The sequence below is a fragment of the Pseudoxanthomonas sp. SL93 genome, from assembly GCF_026625825.1.
GTDB lineage: Bacteria > Pseudomonadota > Gammaproteobacteria > Xanthomonadales > Xanthomonadaceae > Pseudoxanthomonas_A.
The window spans coordinates 2,656,943-2,681,551 of the sequence record NZ_CP113065.1 but is presented as its reverse complement, the minus strand read 5'-3'; the positions used below and the strand labels follow the sequence as shown (position 1 = coordinate 2,681,551).

Below are 24,609 nucleotides of genomic sequence, written 5' to 3'. Positions count from 1 at the left end.
GGCCGCCCGGCTCCTCATGCCTTCGGCGCACCCTGGCCGAACAGGTGCTTGCGCTCTTCGTCGCTGAGCGGCTGGCCGGCATTCGGATTGACCTGGGATTTCAGCGCATACGCGCGCTGCACGGCCGGACGCGCGGCGATGGCCGCATGCCAGCGCTGCAGATGCGGGTACGGCGACAGGTCCAGCGGCGCCTTGTCGTAGGCGTTGATCCACGGATGCGTGGCCATGTCGGCGATGCTGTAGTCGTCGCCGGCGATGTAGGCGTTGCGCTCCAGCTGCTTGTCCAGCACGCCCAGCAGGCGCTGTACCTCGCGGGTATAGCGGTCGATGGCGTAGGGAATCTTCTCCGGTGCATAGACGGTGAAGTGCCCGTACTGTCCCGTCATCGGTCCCAGGCCGCCCATCTGCCACATCAGCCACTGGTTCACCGCCACTTTCTGGCGCGTGTCCGTGCCGAAGAAGCGGCCGGTCTTGTTGGCCAGGTACAGCAGGATGGCGCCGGACTCGAACACGCTGATCGGTGCGCCGCCGTCGGCCGGTGCGTGGTCGACGATCGCCGGCATCTTGTTGTTCGGCGAAATGGCCAGGTAGTCGGGCTTGAACTGGTCGCCCGCGCCGATGTTCACCGGCACGATGCGGTAGTCGAGCTTGCTGCCCGATTCGGCAAGCTCTTCCAGCATCAGGGTGGTCTTGTGGCCATTCGGCGTGGGCCAGTAGTACAGGTCGATCATGGGAGCACCTCGTGGGGATGCGGTTCGCGGAGGGGTCCCGGGAGTCTAGCGGCACGGGCAGGGTTGGCAGTGTCATTCGCGGCCGCTACCCTGCCGCATCCCCGGAAAACACTGTTCCCCTCATGACCGAACCGAAACCCGCGCGCCTTGGCCCGCTGCCCGCCCTGATCTTCAGCTCGCGCTGGCTGCAGCTTCCCTTGTACCTGGGGCTGATCGTGGCGCAAGGCGTCTACGTCGTCCTGTTCCTGAAGGAGCTGTGGCACCTGGTGCATGGCGCCACCAGCCTCAGCGAGCAGGACATCATGCTGCTGGTGCTGGGCCTGATCGACGTGGTGATGATCTCCAACCTGCTGATGATGGTCATCGTCGGTGGTTACGAGACCTTCGTGTCGCGCATGGGGCTGGAGAAACACCCCGACCAGCCGGAATGGCTGAGCCACGTCAACGCCAGCGTGCTGAAGGTGAAGCTGGCCATGGCGATCATCGGCATCTCGTCCATCCACCTGCTGAAGACCTTCATCGGCGCCAGCACGCTGGGCGGCTTGCCGCTGTGCGGCACGTCAGAGGCGTTCGCCGCCGCCGAAGCCGCGAAGGCCGCCGGCTGGCTGGCCAAGACCTGCAGCGACTTCACCTCCACCGGCGTGATGTGGCAAACCATCATCCACGCCATCTTCATCCTGTCCGCCATCGGCATCGCCTATACCGACAAGCTGATGAACAGCGGTGCGCCGGTGAAGCACGCCAGGCCTGAAGGCGCCCATTGAGCCGGGCGGGGATGTCGCCGAGGCGGTAAAATGCCCCGGTGGATGTCTCTCACCTACTCGATCACCTGAATCCCGCGCAGCGCGAAGCCGTCTCCGCTGCGCCGGGCCACTATCTCGTCCTGGCCGGCGCCGGCTCCGGCAAGACGCGCGTGCTGACGCACCGCATCGCCTGGCTCAACGAAGTGCATGGCGTGCCGAGCCACGGCATCCTGGCGGTGACCTTCACCAACAAGGCCGCCGGCGAGATGCGCGCGCGCGCCGACGTGCAGTTGCGCAACGGCAGCCGCGGCATGTGGATCGGCACCTTCCATGGGCTGGCCCATCGCCTGCTGCGCCTGCACTGGCATGAGGCGAAGCTGCCCGAGACGTTCCAGGTGCTGGACAGCGACGACCAGGTCCGTCTGGTCAAGCGCGTCGTCCAGGGCATGGAACTGGACGAGGCGAAGTATCCGCCCAAGCAGCTCACCTGGTGGATCAACGAGCAGAAGGACGAAGGCCGTCGTCCCCAGCACATCCAGCCCGAACCCAACGACAGCTGGCTGGACGTGCGGCGGCAGGTCTACGCCGCCTACCAGGAACGCTGCGACCGCGCGGGCCTGGTGGATTTCGCCGAGCTGCTGCTGCGTGCGCACGAGCTGCTGCGCGACACACCCGCGTTGCTGTCGCACTACCGCGCGCGTTTCCGCGAGATCCTGGTGGACGAGTTCCAGGACACCAATGCCATCCAGTACGCCTTCGTGCGCGTGCTGGCCGGCGACAGTGGCCATGTCTTCGTGGTGGGCGACGACGACCAGAGCATCTACGGCTGGCGCGGCGCGAAGGTCGAGAACATGCAGCAGTTCCTGCGCGACTACCCTTCGGCGCAGACCATCCGGCTGGAACAGAACTACCGTTCCAGCGCCAACATCCTGGGTGCCGCCAACGCGGTGATCGCGCACAACCCGGACCGTATCGGCAAGCAGTTGTGGACCGATACCGGTGATGGCGAGCCCATCGACCTGTATGCCGCCTACAACGAAATGGACGAGGCGCGCTTCGTGGTGGAACGCATCCGCCAGTGGGTGCGCGACGGGGGCAGCATCGGCGACGCGGCCATCCTCTACCGCAGCAATGCGCAGTCGCGGGCGTTCGAAGAGTCGCTGCTCGCCGAACAGGTGCCGTACCGCGTCTATGGCGGCATGCGCTTCTTCGAGCGGGCCGAGGTCAAGGATGCGCTGGCCTACCTGCGCCTGATGGCCAACCGCGCCGACGACACCGCCTTCGAGCGCGCCGTCAACACGCCCACGCGCGGCATCGGCGAGCGTACGCTGGACGAAGTGCGCCGGCTGGCGCGCGGTGCGCGTGTCTCGCTCTGGGGCGCGGCGATGCTGGCGACCCAGGGAACCGACCTGGCCGGGCGCGCACGCAATTCGCTGGCGACCTTCATCGAACTCGTCGAACGTCTTTCGGCGGAAACCGCCGAGATGACCCTGGCCGAACGCGTCGACCATGTGCTGGTGCGTTCCGGCCTGCGCGACCACTGGGCGAAGGAAGGCCGCGGTGGACTGGATTCGGAATCGCGTACCGAAAACCTGGACGAACTGGTCTCGGTGGCCTCGCGCTTCGTCCGCCGCGACGACGACGGCGTGCTTGATGACGGCCGCGAAGGGATGACGGAGCTGGTCGCGTTCCTCGCCTACGCCGCGCTGGAGGCCGGTGAAGGCCAGGCCGAGGCCGGCGAGGATGGCGTGCAGCTGATGACCCTGCATTCGGCGAAGGGACTGGAGTTCCCGCTGGTGTTCCTGGCAGGGCTGGAGGAGGGGCTGTTTCCCAGCAACCGTTCACTGGATGAGAGCGGGCGGCTGGAGGAAGAACGTCGCCTGGCCTACGTCGGCATCACCCGCGCACGGCAGAAGCTGGTACTGAGCTATGCGGAAGCGCGTCGCCTGCATGGGCAGGAGATGTACGGCATCCCCTCGCGGTTCCTGCGGGAAATCCCCGCGCCGCTGCTGCATGAAGTGCGCCCCCGCGTGCAGGTCAGCCGGCCGATGCCGGGCAACTACGCGCCGCGCCGTGACCTGGGCCATGCCGCCATCGAGTCGCCGGGCCTCAAGCTGGGCCAGAACGTGGTGCATGCCAAGTTCGGTCGCGGCGTGGTCACCGATTACGAAGGCGCCGGCGCGCACGCGCGCGTACAGGTCAACTTCGATGACGAGGGCAGCAAGTGGCTGGTGATGGCGTACGCAAACCTGCAGGCGGTCTGAAGCGTTCGCGGCAGTTCCACCCGGGATTCCACAGCGGGCCTTCGACCATTCGCCCGACCATTCGTCGGTACGGCACCCCGGATTGATCGTGATCAAGGCGCGAGCGGTCGCCAGAGCGCCTGATGGCGGCACCCATCGTGAAGGGAGGTGCCGCATGTACCAGAGGATACTGATCGCGACGGATGGTTCCGTGTTTGCCAACAAGGGGCTGGAGCACGGGCTGGCGCTCGCTCGCTGCCTGGGTTCGCACGTGACGGTGGTGACCGTCAGCGAGCCGATTCTGGCGGGCTACGACGATCCGCTGGGTGGCCTGTACAGCCTGCATGTCGAATACGGGAAGGCGCAGGACGAAACCGCGCGACGCATTCTGTCCGAAGCCACCGCGACGGCGGAGGCGATGGGATTGCAGGCAACGACCTTGCACGTTCGCGACCGGCAGGCCGCGGAGGGAATTCTGGAGACGGCACAGGCCCACGGCAGCGACCTGATCGTGATGGCATCCCACGGGCGCCGGGGCATGGGAAGACTGCTGTTGGGCAGTCAGGCCAGCGAAGTCACCACGCACAGCAAGGTCCCGGTGCTGGTCGTACGGTGAGCCCGCGTGCAGGGAAGCACGGGGGGACTACCAGCCGTACAGTTTCCAGTACACCGGCGACACCGGGCCTTCGCCCTTGCTGCGGTCCAGGCGGCCGTCGCCGTTCTCGTCCATCAGGTAATACGCAGGGCCGCGCGAAGGCGTGACCTTGACCATGCGCAGGGCGCCGCCCACGCGGTATTCCTCGATCACGTCGCCGTTCTTCTCCGTGCGCACCGCCACCTGCGCATCGGCCAGATCGATGCCCGGGTCGTTGCCGGCGCCCGTCGATGCGCAGCCCGCCAGTGCCAGCAGGGCGGCCATCAGCACGGTGTGGTTCGTCATGCGGGGCATCGGGAATTCCTCGGGGTCGGAGGCCCGATTATGCCCCCATCCCGGCGCCGGGCGCGTGACGCCCCCGCAGGAGCCGGGCGTAGAATGCAGGCATGACACGACTCGTATTGATCGACGGTTCCAGTTACCTGTTCCGCGCCTTCCACGCGCTGCCGCCGCTCACCAACGCGGACGGCGAGCCGACCGGCGCCCTGTTCGGCGTGGTCAACATGCTGCGCGCCACGCTGAAGGAAAAGCCCGACTACGTGGCCTTCGTGCTGGACGCCAGCGGGCCCACGTTCCGCGACACCCTGTATCCGGCCTACAAGGCGAACCGCCCGCCGATGCCGGAAGAGTTGCGCGCGCAGGTGGAACCGATGCGGCGCATCGTGCAGGCGCTGGGTTTCCCGTTGCTGTGCATCGATGGCGTGGAAGCGGACGATGTCATCGGCACGCTGGCATTGCAGGGTGCGGCACGGGGCATGGAGGTCACCATTTCCACCAGCGACAAGGACTTCGCCCAGCTCGTGCAGCCCGCGGCTGAAGGCGCCGGTTCGATCGCGCTGGTCAACACGATGAGCGGCAGCCGGCTGGATTCCATCGAGGCGGTGGTGGAGAAGTTCGGCGTGCGCCCGGACCAGATCGTCGACTTCCTTGCCTTGATGGGCGACACCGTGGACAACGTGCCCGGCGTGGAGAAGTGCGGCCCCAAGACGGCCGCCAAGTGGCTGGGCGAGTTCGGCACGCTGGCCGCGATCATCGACAGGGCCGGGGAGATCAAGGGCAAGATCGGCGACAACCTGCGCGCGGCGTTGCCGCGGCTGCCGTTGAACCGTGAGCTGGTCACCATCAAGACCGACGTGGCGCTGGATGGTGGGCCGGAGACGCTGCCTCTGCGCGAACGCCACGTCGAGGAGCTGCGCGAGCTGTACGCACGCTACGGTTTCAACCAGGCGCTCAAGGAACTGGACGGCGGCGCGGCCGGCAATGACGCGGTCGCCGAGAAGGAGCCCGGCCGCGCCCGTGGCACTGGCCGCGTAGCCTCCGCCAGCGAGCCGGAGCCCGTCACCGATCCCGCCCTGTCGGCGCCGGGCGACTACGAAACGGTACTGACCGACGAGCAGCTGGAAGCCTGCATCGCACGCCTGCGGCAGGCGGACGAATTCGCTTTCGACAGCGAGACCGACAGCCTGGACCCGATGCTGGCCAACCTGGTGGGCCTGAGTTTTGCCGTGCAGACCGGCAGCGCGGTCTACCTGCCGCTCGCGCACGACTATCCCGGCGTGCCGTCGCAACTGGACCGCGCGGCCGTGCTCCAGAGGCTGGCGCCGATCTTCGCCGATGCCGGCAAGCGCAAGCTGGGCCAGCACGGCAAGTACGACCTGCACGTGTTGAGGCGTCACGGCGTCGAGGTGAATGGCTATGCCGACGACACGATGCTGGAGAGCTTCGTGCTGAATTCCGGCAGCAGCCGGCACGACATGGACAGCCTGGCCAAGCGCTACCTGGGTTACGACACCATCAAGTATGAGCAGGTGGCCGGCAAGGGCGCCAAACAGATCCTGTTCTCGCAGGTGGCCATCGACGACGCGACCCGCTACGCCGCCGAGGACGCCGACATCACCCTGCGCCTGCATCGCGCGTTGCGGCCGAGGCTGGCGGACGAACCTGCGCTGGAAAGCGTCTACCGCGACATCGAGATGCCGCTGGTGCCGGTGCTGGCGCGGATCGAGGCCAATGGCGTACGCATCGATGGCGATGAGCTGCGCCGGCAGAGCGCGGACCTCTCAAAGCGCATGCTGGCCGCGCAGCAGAAGGCCACCGAACTGGCCGGCCGCACGTTCAACCTGGACTCGCCCAAGCAGTTGCAGGCGCTGCTGTTCGACGAACTGAAGCTGCCGGCAGTATTGAAGACACCCACCGGCCAACCCAGCACCAACGAGGAAGCGCTGGAGGCGATCGCCGACCAGCACGAACTGCCGCGCATCATCCTGGAGTACCGTGGCCTGGCGAAGCTGCGCAGCACCTATACCGACAAGCTGCCGGAGATGGTCAATCCGGATACCGGTCGCGTGCATACCAGCTACCACCAGGCAGGCGCGGCGACGGGCCGTCTTTCATCCACCGATCCCAACCTGCAGAACATCCCGATCCGCACCGACGACGGCCGCCGCATCCGCAAGGCGTTCGTCGCACCGCCGGGCCGCAAGCTGGTGGCCTGCGACTACTCGCAGATCGAACTGCGCATCATGGCGCACCTGTCGCAGGACCCGGGCCTGGTGCGCGCCTTCGAATCCGGCGCCGACATCCACAAGGCGACGGCGGCGGAAGTGTTCGGCCGCAAGCTGGACGAGGTCACCGGCAACGAGCGCCGCGCGGCGAAGGCCATCAACTTCGGCCTGATGTACGGCATGAGCGCGTTCGGCCTGGCACGGCAGTTGGGCATCGGGCGCGGCGAGGCGCAGGACTACATCGCGCTCTACTTCAGCCGCTACCCCGGCGTGCGCGACTACATGGAGCGCACGCGGCAGCAGGCACGCGAACATGGGTTCGTCGAAACCGTGTTCGGGCGCCGGCTGTACCTGGAGTACATCAACAAGGGCACGCAGGGCCAGCGTGCCGGCGCCGAGCGCGCCGCGATCAACGCGCCGATGCAGGGCACCGCCGCGGACATCATCAAGCGGGCGATGATCGCGGTGGATGCATGGCTGGCGGAGCAGCAGCGAAAGGCGCTGATGATCCTGCAGGTGCACGACGAACTCGTGTTCGAGGTGGACGCCGATTTCGTGCCGACTTTGCTGAAAGAGGCGACAGCCCGCATGTCGGCCGCGGCGCAACTGAGCGTTCCGCTGGTGGTCGACAGTGGGGTCGGCGACAACTGGGATGAGGCCCATTGAGTCGCGATGAAAACGGTTTCCCTTGCGGAACATGGACTTGCGGAATGTTCAGGAAAACCCTGACAGGTATATTTGTATACCGGCGAGTTCAATAAACTGAATTCCTCCTGAATCTTACGGTTTTTTAACCGAAATCTTCACGAACCATCCATGTGCGGAGTGGTCATATAGCTCGCGACAGATGCAACGTCTGTCGCTGATCTCTCCCTTCCCCTGGAGCGATCTCCCCCGGAGCGACGACCCCTCCCCAGGTCCCGCTCCCCTGGCCCCGCCGACCTCCCCCTGGTCTGCGGGGCTTTTTATTGCCCGCGTCCCGCGCCGGCGTGGAATATGCGCGGACATCCACTCCCGAAGGGCGCCACATGCAATCTCCGTTCGCCGACATGTTCGCGTTGTCGATGCCATGGTGGGCGTTCATCCTGCGGGCGTGCGCCGTGTACTTCCTGCTGCTCGGCATGATCCGTCTCTCGGGCAAGCGGACGATGGGGCAGTTCACCCCGTTCGACATGCTGCTGGTGGTGCTGCTGGGCAATGCCGTGCAGAACGCATTGCTGGGCGACGACACGTCCGTCGGCGGCGGACTGCTGCTGGCTGCCACGCTGATCATGTTGAACTGGACCGTGGGCCTGGTATCGGCGCGTTCGCCACGCGTGGAGCGCTGGGTCGAAGGCGCGCCGGTCCTGCTGGCGCGCGACGGGCAGGTCTATCGCGACGTGCTGCGCCGCGAACTCATCAGCCGCGAGGATTTCGAGAAGGCGATGCGCGAGGCCGGCTGCCTCGACATGGCCGACATCCAGCTCGCGGTGCTGGAGAACAACGGGCACATCACGCTGGTGTCGCGGCAGAAGTAACCTCTGTAGGAGCGACGTAAGTCGCGACCCCACGCGATCCGCTTACCGGGCGCTGCGAGGCCCCATGAACACCGAGCAGGCCCTGGCTTTGACGTGCAACTTCCGCGTCGATCTCTGTCCCGGACGGTTCATTTCCGCGGTCGCGACTTACGTCGCTCCTACAGGGAGGGAGTCTCAGGCCAGCTCCGTCAGCCAGTCGCGCGGCCGCAGGTAATCCGGCAGGCGCTGCTCGGCGCTGCCTTCTTCGGGTGTGTAGCCGTACTCCCAGCGCACCAGCGGCGGCAGGCTCATCAGGATGGATTCGGCGCGGCCACCGCTCTGCAGGCCAAACAGCGTGCCGCGGTCGTAGACCAGGTTGAACTCCACGTAGCGGCCGCGACGGTAAAGCTGGAAGTCGCGCTCCCGTTCGCCGTACGGGCTGTCCTTGCGGCGCGCCACGATGGGCAGGTAGGCATCGAGGAAGCCGTCGCCCACCGCGCGCAGGTAGGCGAAGTCGGTATCGAAGTCCATGCCCAGGTCGTCGAAGAACAGCCCGCCGACGCCACGCGTCTCGTTGCGGTGCTTGAGGAAGAAGTACTCGTCGCACCAGCGCTTGTGCGCGTCGTAGCGTGCCTGGCCGCCGAACGGTTCACAGAGGTCGCGCGCGGTGCGGTGCCAGTGGCGCACGTCCTCGTCCACCGGATAGAACGGCGTCAGGTCGAAACCGCCACCGAACCACCACGCCACCGTTTCGCCGTCGCGCTCGGCGCGGAAGTGGCGCACGTTGGCGTGCGTGGTGGGCAGGTGCGGGTTGCGAGGGTGGAATACCAGCGACACCCCGACCGCGCGCCACGACGCGCCCGCCAGTTCGGGACGGTGCGCGGACGCGGACGGGGGCAGGCGATCGCCGGACACGTCCGAGAATCCGATGCCGGCCTGCTCGAACACGGCGCCGTCGCGCAGTATGCGGGTGCGGCCGCCACCGCGGATCGGCGACGTGTCGGCGGGTGGCCGCGACCAGGCGTCCTCACGGAAGCGCGCACTGCCATCGGCGGCTTCGATGGCGGTGCAGATGCGGTCCTGCAGACCGGTCAGGTAATCGCGGACGGGCGTCATGTCGTTCATGGCGCGCATTCTACCGGCCCGGGGAGGACCGCCCATTGATTGCGATCAACGGGGAAAGAACTCCGCGCGGATCTCCGCCGTGCACAACTTCCACACGATCATGCCGTGCAGCACCGCGAAGACCAGCGCGGTCGACGTGGTCATCGCCAGCGACATCGTGCGCAGCGACGCCAGTTCGGCCTGCAGGTCTGCCACCTCGGGATTGGCGGGCAGCGCCTGTATCCACGCGAAAACCTGGTCGACCACGGCGATGCCGACGAAGTTCGCCAGCGCCCCCAACACCATGAAGGCCACGAACCCCCACCACCCCCAGGGGCGTCGCCGCAGCAGCCCCCAGGAAACGGTCAGGAACGCCGCGCTGGCCAGCAGGAAGCCCCACGCCAGGCCTTCCAGGTGCGTCAGCAGCCAGGCTGCACTGGGGGGCATGTCGGCCAGCGGCAGCGCGGCGATGCCCTGTTCCAGCTCGCCCGCGCGCAGCAGCACGGCCGCCGCGATCACCTGCACCAGCGCGTACACGGTGCCGGCGATGCCCAGCACCAGCGAAACCTGCGCCATCACCGTGACGAACGATGATGGCTTCAGCGGGGTGGCCACGGATATGCCGCAGGTTACTTCAGCGTCTGCTCGAACAGTTTCAGCACGCGCTTGTACTCGTCCAGCCAGGAGTCCGAGCGGGTGAAGCCGTGGCGTTCCAGCGGATACGCCGCCAGTTCCCAGTTGTCCTTGCGCAGTTCGATCAGCTTCTGCGCCAGCACCACCGAATCCTTGAAGAACACGTTGTCGTCGATCATGCCGTGGGCGATGAGCAGGTGGTCCTGCAGGCCGTCCGCGTACTCGATCGGCGAGGAGGTGCGGTAGGCCTGCGGATCCAGCTCCGGCGTGTTGAGGATGTTGCTGGTGTACTCGTGGTTGTACTGGGTCCAGTCCACCACCGGGCGCAGCGCGGCACCGGCCTTGAACTTGCCGGGCTCGCGGAACAGCGCCATGAAGGTCATGAAGCCGCCGTAGCTGCCACCGTAGATGCCGGCGCGGTCGCGGTCGCCCTGCTTCTGCTTGACCAGCCAGTCCAGGCCGTCCAGGTAGTCCTCGAGTTCCGGATGGCCCATGTTGCGGTAGATGGCGGTGCGCCAGTCGCGGCCGTAGCCTTCGCTGGCGCGATAGTCCAGGTCGAGCACGATGTAGCCGCGTTCGACCAGCAACTGGTGGAACATCTGTTCGCGGAAATAGTTGGGATAGCGCGCGCTGACGTTCTGCAGGTAGCCGGCGCCATGCACGAACATCACGATGGGGTAGCGCTTGCCGGCTTCCATCGTCTTCGGGCCGTAGTACTTGCCCCAGACCACGCCGGCGCCGTGTTGCGAAGGCACCTGCACATATTCCGGCTGGATCCACTCGCGTGCCTTGAACGCGGCGGTGCGCGTATCGGTCAACGCGGTGGCGGCACCGCCGTCAACGCCCACCACGGACAACTGCGGCGGCACGTAGCTGCGCGAGTGGCGCACCAGCAGCTGGCGGCCGTCGGGCGACAGGCTGAAGTCCTCCACGCCGTCCAGCGCGGTGACTTCCTTCACCTGGTCGCTGGAAAGGTCGAGCCTGCAGACCTCGTAATCGCCAGGCCAATCGCGGTTGCACAGGAACAGCACGCCGCTGCCGTCGGCGGTAAGCGCGGGGGACGACACCTCCCACTTGCCCGACGTGCGCGCGCGCGCCCTGCCGTCGCCCGCCAGCGTGTACAGATGCGAATAACCGGATTCTTCCGACAGCAGCCACAGCGTGCGGTTGTCGGGCAGCCAGCCGTATTCGTTGAAGCCCCAGTTGACCCAGGCCTCGTCGGTCAGGCGATGGCGCGACTGCAGGCGCGCCTGGGCCAGGTCGACGGTGGCGATCCAGCGATCCTTGTTGTCCACGGCGTGGATCTGCACGGCGATCTGGGAGCCGTCGCCATTCCAGGCGATCGCGCTGCCGTCGCTGTCGTTCTCGATGCGCACGTCACGGTTGCCCTTCAGCGGGTCCTTGCCGGCCGCCTTGCGAAGCGCCGCCAGCGGGTCCTTGTCGATGCCCGGAAGTGCGTCGAACTTGAGTTCCCTGACGCCGTTGTCGACCAGATCCACCAGCCACAGTGTGTGCGGCTGCGGATTGTTGCGGCCCACGCGGGTGCGCACGTCCTGGAATTCCTCGTAGCCGGACTCGGTGACGTACTTGGGCATCTTGCCCGCCTGCCCGGTGTCCGCCCCCTTCTTCTGCGTGACCACCACCACCCAGCGGCCATTGGGCGACAGGGCGCTGCCGGTGATCTCCACGTCGGTGCCCAGGTACACCGGCGCGGGTGCGCGGGTCGGGTCGGCCTTGCGCCATGCGTCCGCCTGCTTGCGGGCCTCTTCGCGCTGGGCGCGATCGTCGGCCAGCGTGCGCAGGGTGCGCAGCTGCTGCTCGCGCAGGGCATCGGGCTTGGGCGCGGCATTCGGATCGCGCTCGGCCTTCAGCTCGGCCACGGTGGCGACCCCGCCTGCCGAGGTCCAGCGGTACCAGGTGTTGCCGGTACGCCAGATGACGCCGCCATCGCTGCTGAAGCGCGCCTGCGTTTCCGCCTCGTTGCTGCGGGTGAGCTGGGTCAGTGCGCCGTTGCGCAGGTCGCGCACGAACAGGTCGTTGTTGCGGACCAGCAGCATCCGCTGCCGGCCGGCGTCGTACACCGGATTGCCGGCGTCCAGCGTAGCGCGCTGCGCATCGCCCACGCGCTGGGCCGCGCCACCCTGGACCGGTTGTTCGAAGGTGTCGCGCACGGCGCTGGCATCGCGCTTCAGTTCGTACTGCACGCGCTGGCCGTCCCAGGCCCACCACGCGCGTTCGACCGGCGCACCGATCCAGTCCGGTTCGGCCATCACCTGTTCCAGCGTGAGCGGGGACGGCGTCTGGGCAAGCGCGGCAGGCGACAGGGCCAGCGGCAGCAGCAGGGCGAGCAGGGCAGGGCGCATCGGGCATCCGTTAGTGCGAGGTGAAAGCGGGAGATTACCAGCCCGCCGCCGCGTGGCTGACGGCCGATGGTCATGCATTTCCGTGAACGCCGTGCGGGTTTCGCGCAACGGGCATTTCCCGCACAATCCGTGCTTGTTCACACGCAAGGCGCGACGCGCGCGGATGCAAGCCTACGTCTACAAGAGCCAGCGCAAGGCGGACACGTTCGTCTACCTGGCCACGCGCGACGACTTCACCCTGTTGCCCGAACCGCTGCGCACGCAGCTGGGCGAGCTGGTGTTTGTGCTGGAAGTGGCGTTGACCCCGGAGCGCAAGCTCGCCCGTGGCGATGCCGCGGTGGTCAGGCAGAACCTGGCCGCGCACGACTTCCACATCCAGTTCCCCCCGCCACCCGATCCCGCCCATCGCCACGATGCCTGAGCCCCGCCTGCAGACCCGCCACATCGCCTTGGGCGCCATTGCGCTGGGCATGCTGCTGGCCGGTCTGGGTGGCCTGGCCGGTGGCGTGGTGGCCGCGCTGACGGCATGGCTGGTGCAGCCCGCGCTGGCACTGGGTGTCTCGTGGGTGCGCGGTACCCGCGTGCTGGCCCCCCGCCATGCCATGCGCGAGGACCTGCCGGCGCTGCTGCTGGCGTGGGCGGTGGTGTTCGTGGTCACCGCGTTGCTGGTGGCCTGGCCGCTGGCCTCACTGCGCGACAGCGGCAGCCTGCCGGCGGCGTTGGCCGTGAGCGCCGTGATCGGTGCGGTGCTGATCGGCCTGTGGCGGACCTGGCCGTTGTGGCATGGACTTGAACGCGACGGTGGTGCGCTGGCAGCGCATGTGCGCGGCTTGGCCGAACGCGATTTCCACGCCTGGCGCGGCTTGGGCGTGGCCGCGCTGCTGGCGGTCGTGGTCGGCGTCGGGCTCTGCCTGGCTTGGCCGGGACTGGTGCCGGATGGCGTGCGCGCCGGACTGGCGGCGGCGTATGCGCTGTTGCTGCCGGTCCTCCATCTGGGCGTGCAGCGCGTGGCCGGCGCCGGGGCGCTGCCCGTGGTGGAGATGGTGGATGCCACGCTCGGGTTTCCTGCGGCCGATGGGGTACCGGTTGCGCCGGCAAATGACTTGGATCTGGACCTGGACCTGGACCTCGCGCTGTTCGAGGCCGCCCGCGCCGGTCGCGTCGACCGCGCGCTGGAGCTGATCGACGCCGGTGCCGATCCGCATGCGTTGCCGCCGGAGGCGTCGCGCGACCAGCGCAGCCTGGGCGTGCTGGCCGCCGTGCTGCCCGACCTGCGCCTGCTGCGCACGCTGATCGGCCATGGCGTGGATCTCAACCACGCGCATGCCGGCGTCACACCACTGCTTGCCGCCACGCGGGACAGCTGGCATGGACGGCCCGACGCGGTCACCACGCTGCTGGCCAACGGTGCCGATCCGCGCGTGGCCGATGCCGAAGGCAACACGCCGCTGCACCATGCCGCGCGCAGTTCCGATCCCGGCGTGGTCGCGCTGCTGCGCGATGCCGCGGCGGAACTGGATGCGCTGAACCACGACGGCCTGACCCCGCTCGGCGTGGCCTGCGTGGCCGGCAACTGGCGGTTGGCCAAGTTCCTGCTGGAGCGTGGCGCGCGCCCCGACCCGCAGGGTGGCCAGCCCGTGCTGCTGGCCGCCGCCGCCACCGAGGAAGACGATCCCGCTGGCGTGCAGCTGCTGCTCAAGCACAAGGCCAAGGTGGATGCCCGTGACGCGCAGCGCCGCAGCGCCCTGCACGAGGCCGCGTTCGCCGGCCATGTCGAGATCGCATCCACGTTGATCGCCGCCGGTGCGGACGTGCATGCGCGCGATGCGTCGCGGCGCACGCCGTGGCTTGATGCCGCGCGCGGCGGCCGCATCGGGGTGATGGAAAAACTCGCCGAAGCCGGCTCGGACGTGCTTGCGGTCGATGACGAACAACGCAACGCCCTGCTGCTGGCCGCCACGGCCGAGCATGTCTCGCCGTTGCTGGTGCGCCGTCTGCTGGAGTGGGGCATCGCCGCCGAGCATGCCGACGCACACGGCAAGCGTGCCGTCGACCTGGCTGCCGAAGCGGGCCGCTGGACGCTGGTGTCGGTGCTGGATCCGTCGTATGCGCTGCCTTCCGCCGTCGCCTCCGGTGACGACGATGCCCCGGCCGACCGTGCGCCGGTCGAACTGCTGCGTGAAGGCCTGGCCAGCGGCCAGCTGGATGGCCTGGCGACGTTGGCAAAGCTCTGCTCGCGCGAGGAACTGGGCGCCCTGCTGCACGACCGTGAACTGGCGCAGACACCCGCCCGCCTGGACTGGCTGCTGCGCCATGGCGCCGACGCCGATACCCGCAATGCCGAGGGCGACACCGTGCTCTTCGCGCAACTGGCGCAGGGCGCCGCGGGTGTGCCGGCCGTCAGCGCGCTGTTGCGGCGCGCCGCGTCGCCCGCTGGCGCCGGCGGGCTGGCGCGATTCCTGGCCGGTTGCGCTGCCGACGACCAGGCCTCACGCGGGCTGGAACAACTGGCGCTGGACCTGCTGGAACGGGGCGCCGATCCGTTCGCGCCGTCACCGCAGGGCGATCCCGCGCTGTCCCTGGCCGTGCGGCTGGGCTGGCAGCGCTTGCTGGATCGCCTGCTGGACATTGGCGTCGACCGCGAGGCGCGCGACAGCCACGGCATGACCGCGCTGCATCTCGCGGCGGTGCTGGGCCGCGAGGCCGCGCTGAAGCAGTTGATCGCGAAGGGTGCTTCGCCCGACGCACGGGCCGCCGACGGCCAGACGCCGCTGGGCGTGGCCCTGGCCTGCGGTCGGCGCGACCTGGCCGACTGGCTCGACTGGCGGGGCTGGGCATTGCCGCGGCGTGCGCTGCGCACGTCCGACCTGCCCGCCGCGGCGATGGTCGGTGACCGCGATGCGGTGCGGCGCCTGCTCGACCTGGGCTTCGACGTGGATTCACCCGATGCGCAGGGCTGCACCGCGCTGCTGCGGGCCGCCGGTGGCGGTCATGTCGCTACGGTGGAGTTGCTGCTGGCCCGCGGCGCGGACCCGCAGCGGGCCGCCAACACCGGCGCCACCCCGTTGTCGGCGGCCGTCAGCATGCGCCAGGCCGACATCGTCACCGCGCTGCTCACGGCGGGCGCGGATATCGAGCACCGCCTGCCGGGCGGTGTCACCGTGCTGATGCTGGCGGCAGCGCTGGGCCTACCGGAAATCGTCGCCCGCCTGATCAACGCCGGCGCCAACGTGCATGCCGGCGATTCGCAGGGCCTCACGCCACTGCACTGCACCGCCCTGTACGGCTTCACCGCGCGCGAGAAGCCGCGACTGGTGGCCCTGTTCGACACCCTGCTGTTGTCCGGCGCCGATCCGGAACAGGTTGCCGCCGGAGCGGTCACGCCGCTGCTGCTGCTGCTCGGCGCGCGCGCCGAACCGGGCACCGCCTGCGACGAGGAAATCGTGCTGGCCGGACTGGAGCGGTTGCTCGACGAGGATGTCTCGCTGGAAGTCCAGGATCCGCGCGGCTTCGGCCCGCTGCACCTGGCGGCCCTGCATGGCCTGCTGCGGGTGGTCAGCCGCCTGCTGCGTGCCGGTGCCGATCCCGACCTGCGCGATGCACTGAACCGCACCCCGCGCGAGATCGCGGTGATGCGCGGTTTCGTCGACGTGGCCGCCGAGTTCACCCCGGCGGTGCCGGGCGCGGGCGGCTCGATGGCGCGTTTCCTGCGCGAGCGGAACTGATCGCCGCGCGCCGGGCGCTTATTCCGCGCCGGCGCCCTTCTTCGCTGCGGTATCGTCGCCGGCATCGGCCTCGAACAGTTTTTCCAGATCGTTGACGGCGTCGCGCGCGGTCTGGATCACCGCCGCGTCGTCGTCGTAGACCAGGTACTGCGCACGCAGCAGCTTCTCGTCGTGTTCGCGGAAGCGGCGCGCCTGTTCGGCGGCCGTCTCAGGCGGGATGCCCAGTTCCACCAGCACCTGCTGTGCCATTTCCAGGCTGGAGCCGAGCGTTTCGCGGAACGGTTCGGCGCTCAGGTCCATCAGCCGCCACGCATGCTGGCGGTTGCGCGCGCGGCCCAGCACGCGCGCCTGCGGGAACATGCGGCGGATCAGTCGCGCCGCCTTGATGTTGGTGTCGGGGTCGTCCATCGCGATGACGAACACCTCCACGTGCTGGGCGCCCGCCGCGCGCAGCAGGTCCGGCCGCGTCGGGTCGCCGTAGTAGATGCGCACGTTGCCGAAGCGCCGCAGCGTGTCCACCGTCTCCGGGCTGTGCTCCAGCGCCACGAACGGGATGCGCTGCGCGGTCAGCACGCGCGCGACGATCTGGCCGAAGCGGCCCATGCCGGCGATCAGCACCTTCGGGTGCTGGTCCGGGATCTCGTCGAACGCGCGCTGCGGGTGACGCGGCTTGCTGACACCCGACAGCAGCCGGGCCAGGCCGAGCAGCAGCAGCGGCGTGAGCGCCATCGACAGGCTGACGATGGCCACCAGGCGGTCGCGCAGATCGTCGTCCATCAGCTGCACGCGCACCGCTTCGCTGAAGACGACGAAGGCGAACTCGCCGCCCAGCCACAACGTGCCGGCCAGCATCAGCGCGCCGCGCGGATCCAGGCGCCCGGGCCAGCGCCCCACGCCGAACAGCAGGGTGAACTTCACCACCAGCAGCGCGATGACGCCGGCCGTGATCATCTCCGGCTCCGCGATCACCCGGTCCAGGTCGATGTCCATGCCGACCGCGATGAAGAACAGGCCCAGCAGCAGGCCCTTGAAGGGCTCGATCTGCGATTCCAGTTCGTGGCGGAATTCCGAATCCGACAGCAGCACGCCGGCGAGGAACGCGCCCAGGCCCGCACTCATGCCAGCCAGCTGCATGAACCACGCAATGCCCAGCACCACCAGCAGCGCGCTGGCGGTGAACACTTCCGGCATGCGCGTACGCGCGGTCACGCGGAACAACTGGCGCAGCAGCAAGCGCCCGCCGAGGATCACGATGGCAACGGCACCGATCGCCTGGAACACCATCGTCCATGTCAGCGTTTCGGTCTTGGCACCGCCGAGCAACGGGATCGCGGCCAGCAGCGGAATGGCGACCAGGTCCTGGAACAGCAGGATGGCGAAACCCAGCCGGCCGTGTTCGCTGGTCAGCTCCTTGCGCTCGGACAGCAGCTGCAGGCTGACGGCCGTGGACGACAGGGCCAGGCCCAGCCCGATCACCAGCGCGGTCTTCCAGTGATGGTTCACCAGCATCGCGATGGTGCCCAGCGTCAGCGCGGTCAGCAGCACCTGCAGGCCGCCGGCGCCGAACACCGGCTTGCGCATCACCCGCAGCCGCGACGGCGACAGCTCAAGGCCGATCACGAACAGCATCATCACCACGCCGATCTCGGCCGCGTTGATGATGCGGTCGGCATCGCGCACCAGCGCCAGCCCGTCCGGACCCAGCACCACGCCGGCGACCAGATACCCCAGCACCGCACCCAGCCCAAAACGTTTGAACACCGGCACCGCGATCACCGCGGCCAGCAGGAAGACCAGCGCCAGTTCCAGACCACTACCGTGCATGCGTCACCTCGATTCCCAGGGGCGCATTATGGGGCAGGCAGCCTGCGTCCTCTGGTAGCGGCGTGCCGAGCGGCGGCGGTTTCCGGAATCGGCTAATCTGCCGCGGTGAGGGGGTGTCGACAGAGGGATTCGCCCCCCTTCGAGTCCGACAAGGGAGAACGGAAATGCATCGTTTCGCATGGATAGGATGGCTGTGGCTGGCGTGTGTGTTGCCCGTGTTCGCGCAGGGTGCAGGTGCGGTGCGAAAGCAGGCGGAGCTCAGCATGTTGATCAAGGGCGAGATCACCGTCGATCACAACGGCCGAGTGGACGCGTACACACTCAAGGATCCAGAGGAATTGCCTCCTGGCGTGGTCGCCTTCGTCGACAACAGCATCGACACGTGGGCGTTCGAGCCACAGAAACTCAACGGCCAGCCTGTCGTGGTGCGCAACAGGATGCGCATCCTCGTGGTCGCCAGGCCGCAGGAAGAAGGTGGTTACCAGATACGCCTGCAGTCAGTGAGTTTCAGTCCGTTGAGCACCAAGGAAGGCTACGAGCTGGTGAGCCAGACAATGGCACCGCCCCGCTATCCCGTTAATGCAGCGCGCTCCGGCGTGGGCGGCTCGGTCTATCTGGTGCTGCGGGTAGGCCGGGATGGCAAGGTGCAGGATGCCGTCGTCGAGCAGGTGAATCTGCGCGCGGTGGCCAGCGAGGGGGTGATGGATCGCGTGCGGCGGATGTTCGCCGACGCGTCATTGTCGGCGGCGCGCCGCTGGACGTTCACGCCGCCGACCCAAGGGGACGAAGCGTCACTGGACTACTGGTCCGTCCGTACGCCCATCGATTTCTACATGGGACATGACGAACCCAAGTACGGGCAATGGCGGGCCTACATTCCGGGGCCGCGCCAGTCAGTGCCCTGGGTGGATTCGGACCTGCTGCGTATTTCTCCGGAAGCCTTGGCGGAAGGATCGACTGACATGCTGTCGAAAAGCGGGCTTCGCCTGCTGACCCCGCTTTCAATCTAGGGCTGAAGGCTGGCGCCGAGGAAGGGGACCGGGATACGGGACTTCTCGTCGCCGCGGTGGCATCGGTTCGGGCTCGCCCTTGGCTCTGCAGGGTGAGGGGACGGTGGGTCTTGATGCGCCATGCATTGCGCACGACGCAGGCCGGTCCCCGTCAGCCCGCCAGCAGCTGCAACAGGTGTTTCCCGTATTTCCCGCTTGGCGTGGCGCTGACCATGATGATCGCGTAGGCGAAAACCAGGGCGACCGCCGCGAACCCCCCCACGGCCGGCCATGCCAGGTGGCGGGGTAGCACGATGCGCTTGTGCTGGTTGCGGATGAAGAACTCGGCGACCAGCAGGTTGGGGACGAAGAACAGGTACAGGATCGCGTAGTCGAACAGGCCGCTGGTGGTGCCCGCGCCGATGCCGATGCCGCCGGTCAGGTCCTTCCAGGCGCGGAACTCCAGGTCGAATACCCAGGAGCCGAGCACCATCGCGAACAGGCGGATCGCCCAGGCGCGGTGCAGGTCGAACCGCTTCGCTCGCGCGTGCAGGTACGCCATGGCCGCGCTCAACATCAGCACGGCGCCCCAGATACCGAACGCGAGGGAGGCTGCCGGGGTGTAGGCGCCGTGCGTCAGGATGAACGACATGCCGCCGACGCCCGCCAGGAAGCCCGCGCTTACGTACACACGCCCTGTCCAGCGATGCACGGCCCTGTGGCGGGCACGGATCCGTGCCGACAACAGAATCGGCCAGGCCAGCACCAGCACCGTGCCCATGACGAAGTGCAGGCCGATGCCGAGGTTGGCGACCCAGTCCGACGCCGTCATCGGCAGGCCTCCCACCAGTGCGCGCCATTGTTCGAAGTTCTTGAACGTCGCCCCGGTGGCCCGGAGCGCAATGTAGGCGCCGAAGGCCAGGAGGCCGGCCAGGGCGGCATAACGGACGAAGTGCGCGAGCCTGCGCAGCCATAGTTCCGCGACGGGTGCCGGCGGCGGTGCGGGCCGGTCCATGGGCAGTGTGCCTGGCTCGTTCACGGCGTGTCCCTCTCTGGTTGCCCCGGGGTCGCTCCCGGCGTCAACAGCCTCCCGTCGCGGCCTCGGCATGTCGTTAGGGCAGTCGCAGGGCGCGGTGAGGAAAAACGCAGGAGCAGGGGGCGATGGCCGCGGCGGGTCGGCACCTATACTGGATCGGGTGTGGGAGGCTCCGCCGGGGGACCGTATGCCGCAACCTGATCCGAGCCGCCTGGCGTTCGATGACGTGGTGATCGACTTCGTCGGTCGGCGGCTGGTGCGTGCGGGCAGCGAGCAGCCTCTGGAACCCAAGGCGTTTGCCGTGCTCGCGCTGCTGGCGGGGTCACCCGGCCGGGTGTTCACCCGCGACGAACTGCTGGATGCAGTGTGGGGGCATCGGCATGTCACCCAGAGCGTGCTGAACCGGATCATGAGCCTGCTGCGCCAGGCGCTGGCAGAGGATGCACAGCACCCCCGCCTGCTGCACACCGTGTACGGCATCGGTTATCGCTTCGACCTGCCCGCCGCCACCGGCGTCATGGCCGTGCCGGGGAAAATAGAGGGCGGTCCCCGTGGGCGGAAACCCTGGATCATCGTGTCAGCGTGCGTGCTGCTGCTGACCGTGGCCGCGCTGATCTGGATGCAGCGGGACGCCGTTCGCGGAGCTGCTGGCGAAGCCATTGCAGCGCAGGGGCGGCCCTCGCTCGCGGTGCTGCCCTTCGCCGATCTTTCACAGGCACGCGACCAGGACTACCTTGCCGATGGACTGGCCGAGGAGATCCGCAACCAGTTGGCGCAGGCGTCTCCGTTGCGGGTGGTCGGGCGCACGTCGAGCAGCGCGTTCAAGGGGAGCAACGAGGATCTGCGCGCCATCGGCCGCGCCCTCGGCGTGGCCTATCTGCTCGAAGGCAGCGTGCGCCGCGAGGGCAGTGCGCTGCGCGTCACCGCGCAGCTGGTCCGTGCCGAAGACGGATCCCACCTCTGGTCGAAGACCTATGCGCGCGAACTGCGCGACGTGTTCGCCGTGCAGGAAGACATCTCGCGCGATGTGGCGCTCGCATTGAGCGTGAAACTGGACGTGGCCAAGTTCAATCGCGAGCAGGGGGGTACCACCGACGTTGAGGCCTACGAGCGCTTCCTGCGCTGGCGCAGCATCATGATGCGCGGGCAGCTGGATGCCGAACACGACCGGGAGCGCCTGCGGCTCGCACGCGAGATGGTGGCGCTGGATCCGAGGTGCGTGCTCTGCTGGGATGCGCTGGCCCGCTCGTTGAACGCGATGGCTCAGGAGGCGGACGGACCGCAGGCGGGGCAGCTGCGGCTGGAAGCCCGGCAGGTGCGTGCCCACATCGGCCGCATCGCGCCGGACAGCTGGGTGGCACGGCGTGATCGCGCCAACGCGCTGTGGCGTGAAGGCCGGCGCGCGGAGGCCATCGCACTGGCGAAACAGGTCGCCGATGCCGGTCCGCCGACTCAGGAGCGCGTCTGGGATTACGCCTACATGATCTATGCGATGGGCCACCTGGACGACACGATCAGGCTGGTCGAACAGGTGCGCGCGATCGAGCCGATGGCGTTGTACCTGTCGCGGGACCTGCAGTTCGATTACACCGCGGCGCGCCGTTTCCCGGAGGCAGAGGCTGAATACCGGCGAGGACGGACACTCGACGGCAACCAGCAATCGCCCGACTACCTCGCGTTCTGCCGCCAGCTGGCGGGCCGGCGGCCCGGGTGACCCCGCGGCGCTGCGCGACCTGCATGCGCGGTTGCGCCGGGATGCGGCATTCGACACGCCGTTCTTCCGCGATCTCGGCGTGGTGCTGGACGATCGCCACGCAATGCTGGCGCTGGTGCGCAAGGCGCTGGCGGACGACGCCTACGCCGGCGGGCCGCGTGCGCGGCATGTGATGGCAAATGTCGCCGATGCCCTTGGCGATGCCGGCCTGACGGTGGCCGCGATGCGAAAAGACCTGGAGCAGTGGGAGGGTTTCGAGGCCGGCAGCATGGCGCAACAGCCGTACGTCGTCTTCTGGAATTCACCCTACTCCGGCGTGCGCGCCCATCCGGAGTTCAAGGCCCTGCTGGTCCAGGCGGGCGTGGTGGCGTACTGGCGGCAGACAGGCCGCTGGGGTGATGGTTGCGTGCCGGTCGGTGCCGACGATTTCCAGTGCCGCTAACGAAAACGCCCCGCATCGCGGGGCGTTTCGTCGATCGCGCGCTGCTCAGCGCTTCATCGAACTGAAGAACTCGTCGTTGGACTTGGTGTTCTTCATCTTGTCCAGCAGGAATTCCATCGCTGCGATCTCGTCCATCGGGTGCAGCAGCTTGCGCAGGATCCAGATCTTCTGCAGCAGCTCCGGTTCGATCAGCAGGTCTTCGCGACGGGTGCCGGAACGGTTGATGTCGATGGCCGGGTAGACGCGCTTCTCGGTGATGCGGCGGTTCAGGTGCACTTCGCTGTTGCCGGTGCCCTTGAACTCTTCGTAGATCACCTCGTCCATCTTGCTGCCCGTCTCGACCAGCGCAGTGGCGATGATGGTCAGCGAACCGCCCTCTTCGACATTACGCGCCGCGCCGAAGAAACGCTTCGGGCGGTGCAGGGCGTTGGCGTCCACGCCGCCGGTCAGCACCTTGCCTGAGCTGGGCACGACGTTGTTGTAGGCGCGGGCCAGGCGGGTGATCGAGTCCAGCATGATCACCACGTCCTTCTTGTGCTCGACCAGGCGCTTGGCGCGCTCGATCACCATTTCGGCGACCTGCACGTGGCGGGCGGCGGGCTCGTCGAACGTCGAGCTGACCACTTCGCCGCGCACGGTACGCTGCATTTCGGTCACTTCTTCCGGACGCTCGTCCACCAGCAGCACGATCAGGTGCACGTCCGGGTGGTTGGTCGTGATGGCGGTGGCGATCTGCTGCATCATGATCGTCTTGCCCGCCTTCGGCGGCGAGACGATCAGGGCACGCTGGCCCTTGCCCTGCGGCGCCATCAGGTCGAGGATGCGGCCGGCGATGTCTTCCGACGAACCGTTGCCGCGCTCCAGCGTGAAGCGGCGGCGCGGGAACAGGGGCGTCAGGTTCTCGAACAGCACTTTGTTCTTGCTGGCTTCCAGCGGCTCGCCATTGATCGTGTCGATGGTCGACAGCGCGAAGTAGCGCTCGCCGTCCTTCGGGAAGCGGATGCGGCCACCCAGGTGGTCGCCGGTGCGCAGGTTGAAGCGGCGGATCTGGCTGGGGCTGATGTAGACGTCGTCCGGGCCGGCCAGGTAGCTGGCTTCGGCCGCGCGCAGGAAGCCGAAGCCGTCCGGCAGGATTTCCAGCACGCCGTCGGCGGCGACGCCCTCACCGTGGCGGGTCAGCACCTTCAGCAGGGCGAAGATGACGTCCTGCTTGCGGGCACGGGCCACGCCTTCCTGGATGTTCAGCTGCTCGGCGATTTCCAGCAGCTTGGGCGCAGGCATGCGCTTCAGGTCGCTTAGCGAGTATTGCGGGAAGCCTTCCGGCACGCCGGGCATCTGGCGCGGCACGAACGGCTCGTTGGCGCCGTTGTCGGCGGGCATGCCGTCGTTGCCGTAACGCTCGCGGTTGCGCTCGCGGCGGTTGCGGAAGCGGTCGCGGCGGTTGTTGTTGTTGGGGTTGTTGCTGTTGTTGAAGCGGTTTTCGCGCGAGTCGCCTTCGCCGCCCTGACCGCCCTGGAATTCGCCGGCACCATCACCCGACGGGCCGGAAGACGCCTGCGGCGCGCGCTCGGGCGCCTGCGGGGCCTGCTGCTGCATGGGGGCCGGGGCGCGTTCCGCGGGAGCGCGCTCGACATGGGCACGTTCGACGGGTGCGCGCTCGACCGGTGCGGCGGGCGCCTCGTGGGCGGTGGATTCGGCGGCGGGGGCCTTCGGGGCGCGGGGCTTGCGCACGCGCTTTTCGGCGGGGGCGCCGGTTTCGTTGCTGCTGTCGGACAAGTTGCGATTCCTCGCTAGGTGGCGAGCGCCGGCGGTACGCAGCGGCGGACGGTAAAAGAGTGGTGTGTGTTCAGATGGGTGCGGCGCGTACCCCTGCGCCGGATGGTTGGACACTAACACCGGGCTGCGGCGGCGGCAAGCCTGGCCGCAGCGGGTGGTTCAAGCGGATTCAGCCGGCGGTGGGCGGGCCGAAGCGACGACTCAGGCGGCCTGGGTACCCAGGGCCTTGTCGATCATCTGGGTCAGCTGGCCCTTGCCCACGGCACCGATCTGGGTGGCATGCACCTGGCCGTCCTTGAACAGCAGCAGCATGGGGATGGAGCGGACGTGGTACTTGATCGCGGTGGCGCGGTTCTCGTCCACGTTGACCTTCTTCACCTTCAGCTTGCCGTCGTAGGCTTCGGCCAGCTCGTCCAGCACGGGCGAGATCATCTTGCACGGGCCGCACCATTCAGCCCAGAAATCGACCAGGACAGGCTCGTCGGACTGCAGCACGGCGGCATCGAAATCGGCATCGCCGACGTGGGTCACTTTATCGCTCACTGGGGTCTCCTGCGGGGTCCGCGGGCGGGCGCGGACGGGTTCGGGCCGGGACGGCCACCTCTATTGGGGTAAACTGGGGCGTTCCGCG

General features: G+C 68.1%; 19 protein-coding genes. 10 read left to right on the top strand and 9 right to left on the bottom strand.

Features of this window, described 5'->3' with window-relative positions; all coding sequences use genetic code 11:
• Positions 1 to 14 precede the first annotated feature (14 nt).
• A complete protein-coding gene (locus OVA13_RS12680; RefSeq protein WP_267790829.1) occupies positions 15 to 731 on the bottom strand; it encodes a glutathione binding-like protein in 717 nt (238 codons plus the stop codon).
• Between the two features lie 122 nt (positions 732 to 853).
• Here OVA13_RS12680 and OVA13_RS12675 point away from each other — a divergent pair, with 122 nt between their 5' ends.
• The 3 genes from OVA13_RS12675 (at position 854) to OVA13_RS12665 (ending at position 4,333) form a co-directional block, all read left to right on the top strand.
• Positions 854 to 1,495: a TIGR00645 family protein gene (locus OVA13_RS12675; protein ID WP_267790828.1), complete on the top strand. Its 642-nt coding sequence runs from the start codon at positions 854 to 856 to the stop codon at positions 1,493 to 1,495.
• A 38-nt stretch (positions 1,496 to 1,533) separates the two neighbouring features.
• Positions 1,534 to 3,738: a DNA helicase II gene (gene uvrD, locus OVA13_RS12670; RefSeq protein WP_267790827.1), complete on the top strand. Its 2,205-nt coding sequence runs from the start codon at positions 1,534 to 1,536 to the stop codon at positions 3,736 to 3,738.
• A gap of 154 nt (positions 3,739 to 3,892) precedes the next feature.
• Positions 3,893 to 4,333, top strand: a complete 441-nt coding sequence (locus OVA13_RS12665) for a universal stress protein (protein WP_267793530.1) — start codon at positions 3,893 to 3,895, stop codon at positions 4,331 to 4,333.
• Between the two features lie 27 nt (positions 4,334 to 4,360).
• On the opposite strand, the gene OVA13_RS12660 is transcribed toward OVA13_RS12665, so the two are convergent.
• Entirely contained in the window at positions 4,361 to 4,657 is a 297-nt protein-coding gene (locus tag OVA13_RS12660; protein WP_267793529.1) for a DUF2782 domain-containing protein, read from the bottom strand.
• Between the two features lie 101 nt (positions 4,658 to 4,758).
• Here OVA13_RS12660 and polA point away from each other — a divergent pair, with 101 nt between their 5' ends.
• On the top strand, positions 4,759 to 7,542 hold the full coding sequence (gene polA, locus OVA13_RS12655) for a DNA polymerase I (protein ID WP_267790826.1): 2,784 nt from the start codon (positions 4,759 to 4,761) through the stop codon (positions 7,540 to 7,542).
• A gap of 362 nt (positions 7,543 to 7,904) precedes the next feature.
• Positions 7,905 to 8,393: a DUF421 domain-containing protein gene (locus OVA13_RS12650; protein WP_267790825.1), complete on the top strand. Its 489-nt coding sequence runs from the start codon at positions 7,905 to 7,907 to the stop codon at positions 8,391 to 8,393.
• A gap of 174 nt (positions 8,394 to 8,567) precedes the next feature.
• On the opposite strand, the gene hemF is transcribed toward OVA13_RS12650, so the two are convergent.
• Genes hemF through OVA13_RS12635 form a run of 3 tightly spaced genes read right to left on the bottom strand, consistent with a single transcriptional unit; the run spans position 8,568 to position 12,448 of the window.
• Positions 8,568 to 9,497 carry an oxygen-dependent coproporphyrinogen oxidase gene (hemF, locus tag OVA13_RS12645; RefSeq protein ID WP_267790824.1) on the bottom strand — a complete coding sequence of 310 codons (930 nt, stop codon included), beginning with the start codon at positions 9,495 to 9,497 and terminating at the stop codon, positions 8,568 to 8,570.
• A 45-nt stretch (positions 9,498 to 9,542) separates the two neighbouring features.
• Positions 9,543 to 10,091, bottom strand: coding sequence for a hypothetical protein (locus tag OVA13_RS12640; protein ID WP_267790823.1), 549 nt, complete (start codon positions 10,089 to 10,091; stop codon positions 9,543 to 9,545).
• Between the two features lie 14 nt (positions 10,092 to 10,105).
• The gene (locus tag OVA13_RS12635) at positions 10,106 to 12,448 is read right to left on the bottom strand and encodes a S9 family peptidase (RefSeq protein ID WP_267793528.1); all 2,343 of its coding nucleotides are present in this window, start codon (positions 12,446 to 12,448) and stop codon (positions 10,106 to 10,108) included.
• 187 nt (positions 12,449 to 12,635) lie between these two features.
• Between OVA13_RS12635 and OVA13_RS12630 the strand changes: the two genes are divergently transcribed.
• A complete protein-coding gene (locus OVA13_RS12630) occupies positions 12,636 to 12,893 on the top strand; it encodes a YcgL domain-containing protein (RefSeq protein ID WP_267790822.1) in 258 nt (85 codons plus the stop codon).
• Entirely contained in the window at positions 12,886 to 16,197 is a 3,312-nt protein-coding gene (locus OVA13_RS12625) for an ankyrin repeat domain-containing protein (protein WP_267790821.1), read from the top strand. Before OVA13_RS12630 ends, OVA13_RS12625 begins: the two co-directional genes overlap by 8 nt.
• Before the next feature lie 18 nt (positions 16,198 to 16,215).
• On the opposite strand, the gene OVA13_RS12620 is transcribed toward OVA13_RS12625, so the two are convergent.
• Entirely contained in the window at positions 16,216 to 18,021 is a 1,806-nt protein-coding gene (locus tag OVA13_RS12620; protein ID WP_267790820.1) for a monovalent cation:proton antiporter-2 (CPA2) family protein, read from the bottom strand.
• Positions 18,022 to 18,185: 164 nt separating this feature from the next.
• On the opposite strand from OVA13_RS12620, the gene OVA13_RS12615 reads away from it, so the two are divergent.
• Positions 18,186 to 19,031, top strand: a complete 846-nt coding sequence (locus OVA13_RS12615; protein WP_267790819.1) for an energy transducer TonB — start codon at positions 18,186 to 18,188, stop codon at positions 19,029 to 19,031.
• A gap of 151 nt (positions 19,032 to 19,182) precedes the next feature.
• On the opposite strand, the gene OVA13_RS12610 is transcribed toward OVA13_RS12615, so the two are convergent.
• Complete coding sequence (locus OVA13_RS12610; protein ID WP_267790818.1) at positions 19,183 to 20,025, bottom strand: DUF2306 domain-containing protein; 843 nt, start codon at positions 20,023 to 20,025, stop codon at positions 19,183 to 19,185.
• A 208-nt stretch (positions 20,026 to 20,233) separates the two neighbouring features.
• Between OVA13_RS12610 and OVA13_RS12605 the strand changes: the two genes are divergently transcribed.
• Positions 20,234 to 21,760 carry a winged helix-turn-helix domain-containing protein gene (locus tag OVA13_RS12605; RefSeq protein ID WP_267790817.1) on the top strand — a complete coding sequence of 509 codons (1,527 nt, stop codon included), beginning with the start codon at positions 20,234 to 20,236 and terminating at the stop codon, positions 21,758 to 21,760.
• Between the two features lie 31 nt (positions 21,761 to 21,791).
• Positions 21,792 to 22,202 (top strand): hypothetical protein, encoded by a 411-nt coding sequence (locus OVA13_RS12600; RefSeq protein WP_267790816.1) that lies wholly within the window; start codon positions 21,792 to 21,794, stop codon positions 22,200 to 22,202.
• Positions 22,203 to 22,247: 45 nt separating this feature from the next.
• On the opposite strand, the gene rho is transcribed toward OVA13_RS12600, so the two are convergent.
• Both rho and trxA read right to left on the bottom strand, forming a co-directional pair.
• Entirely contained in the window at positions 22,248 to 23,978 is a 1,731-nt protein-coding gene (gene rho, locus OVA13_RS12595) for a transcription termination factor Rho (RefSeq protein ID WP_267790815.1), read from the bottom strand.
• A gap of 201 nt (positions 23,979 to 24,179) precedes the next feature.
• Complete coding sequence (trxA, locus tag OVA13_RS12590; RefSeq protein WP_324288211.1) at positions 24,180 to 24,521, bottom strand: thioredoxin TrxA; 342 nt, start codon at positions 24,519 to 24,521, stop codon at positions 24,180 to 24,182.
• Between the last annotated feature and the right edge of the window lie 88 nt (positions 24,522 to 24,609).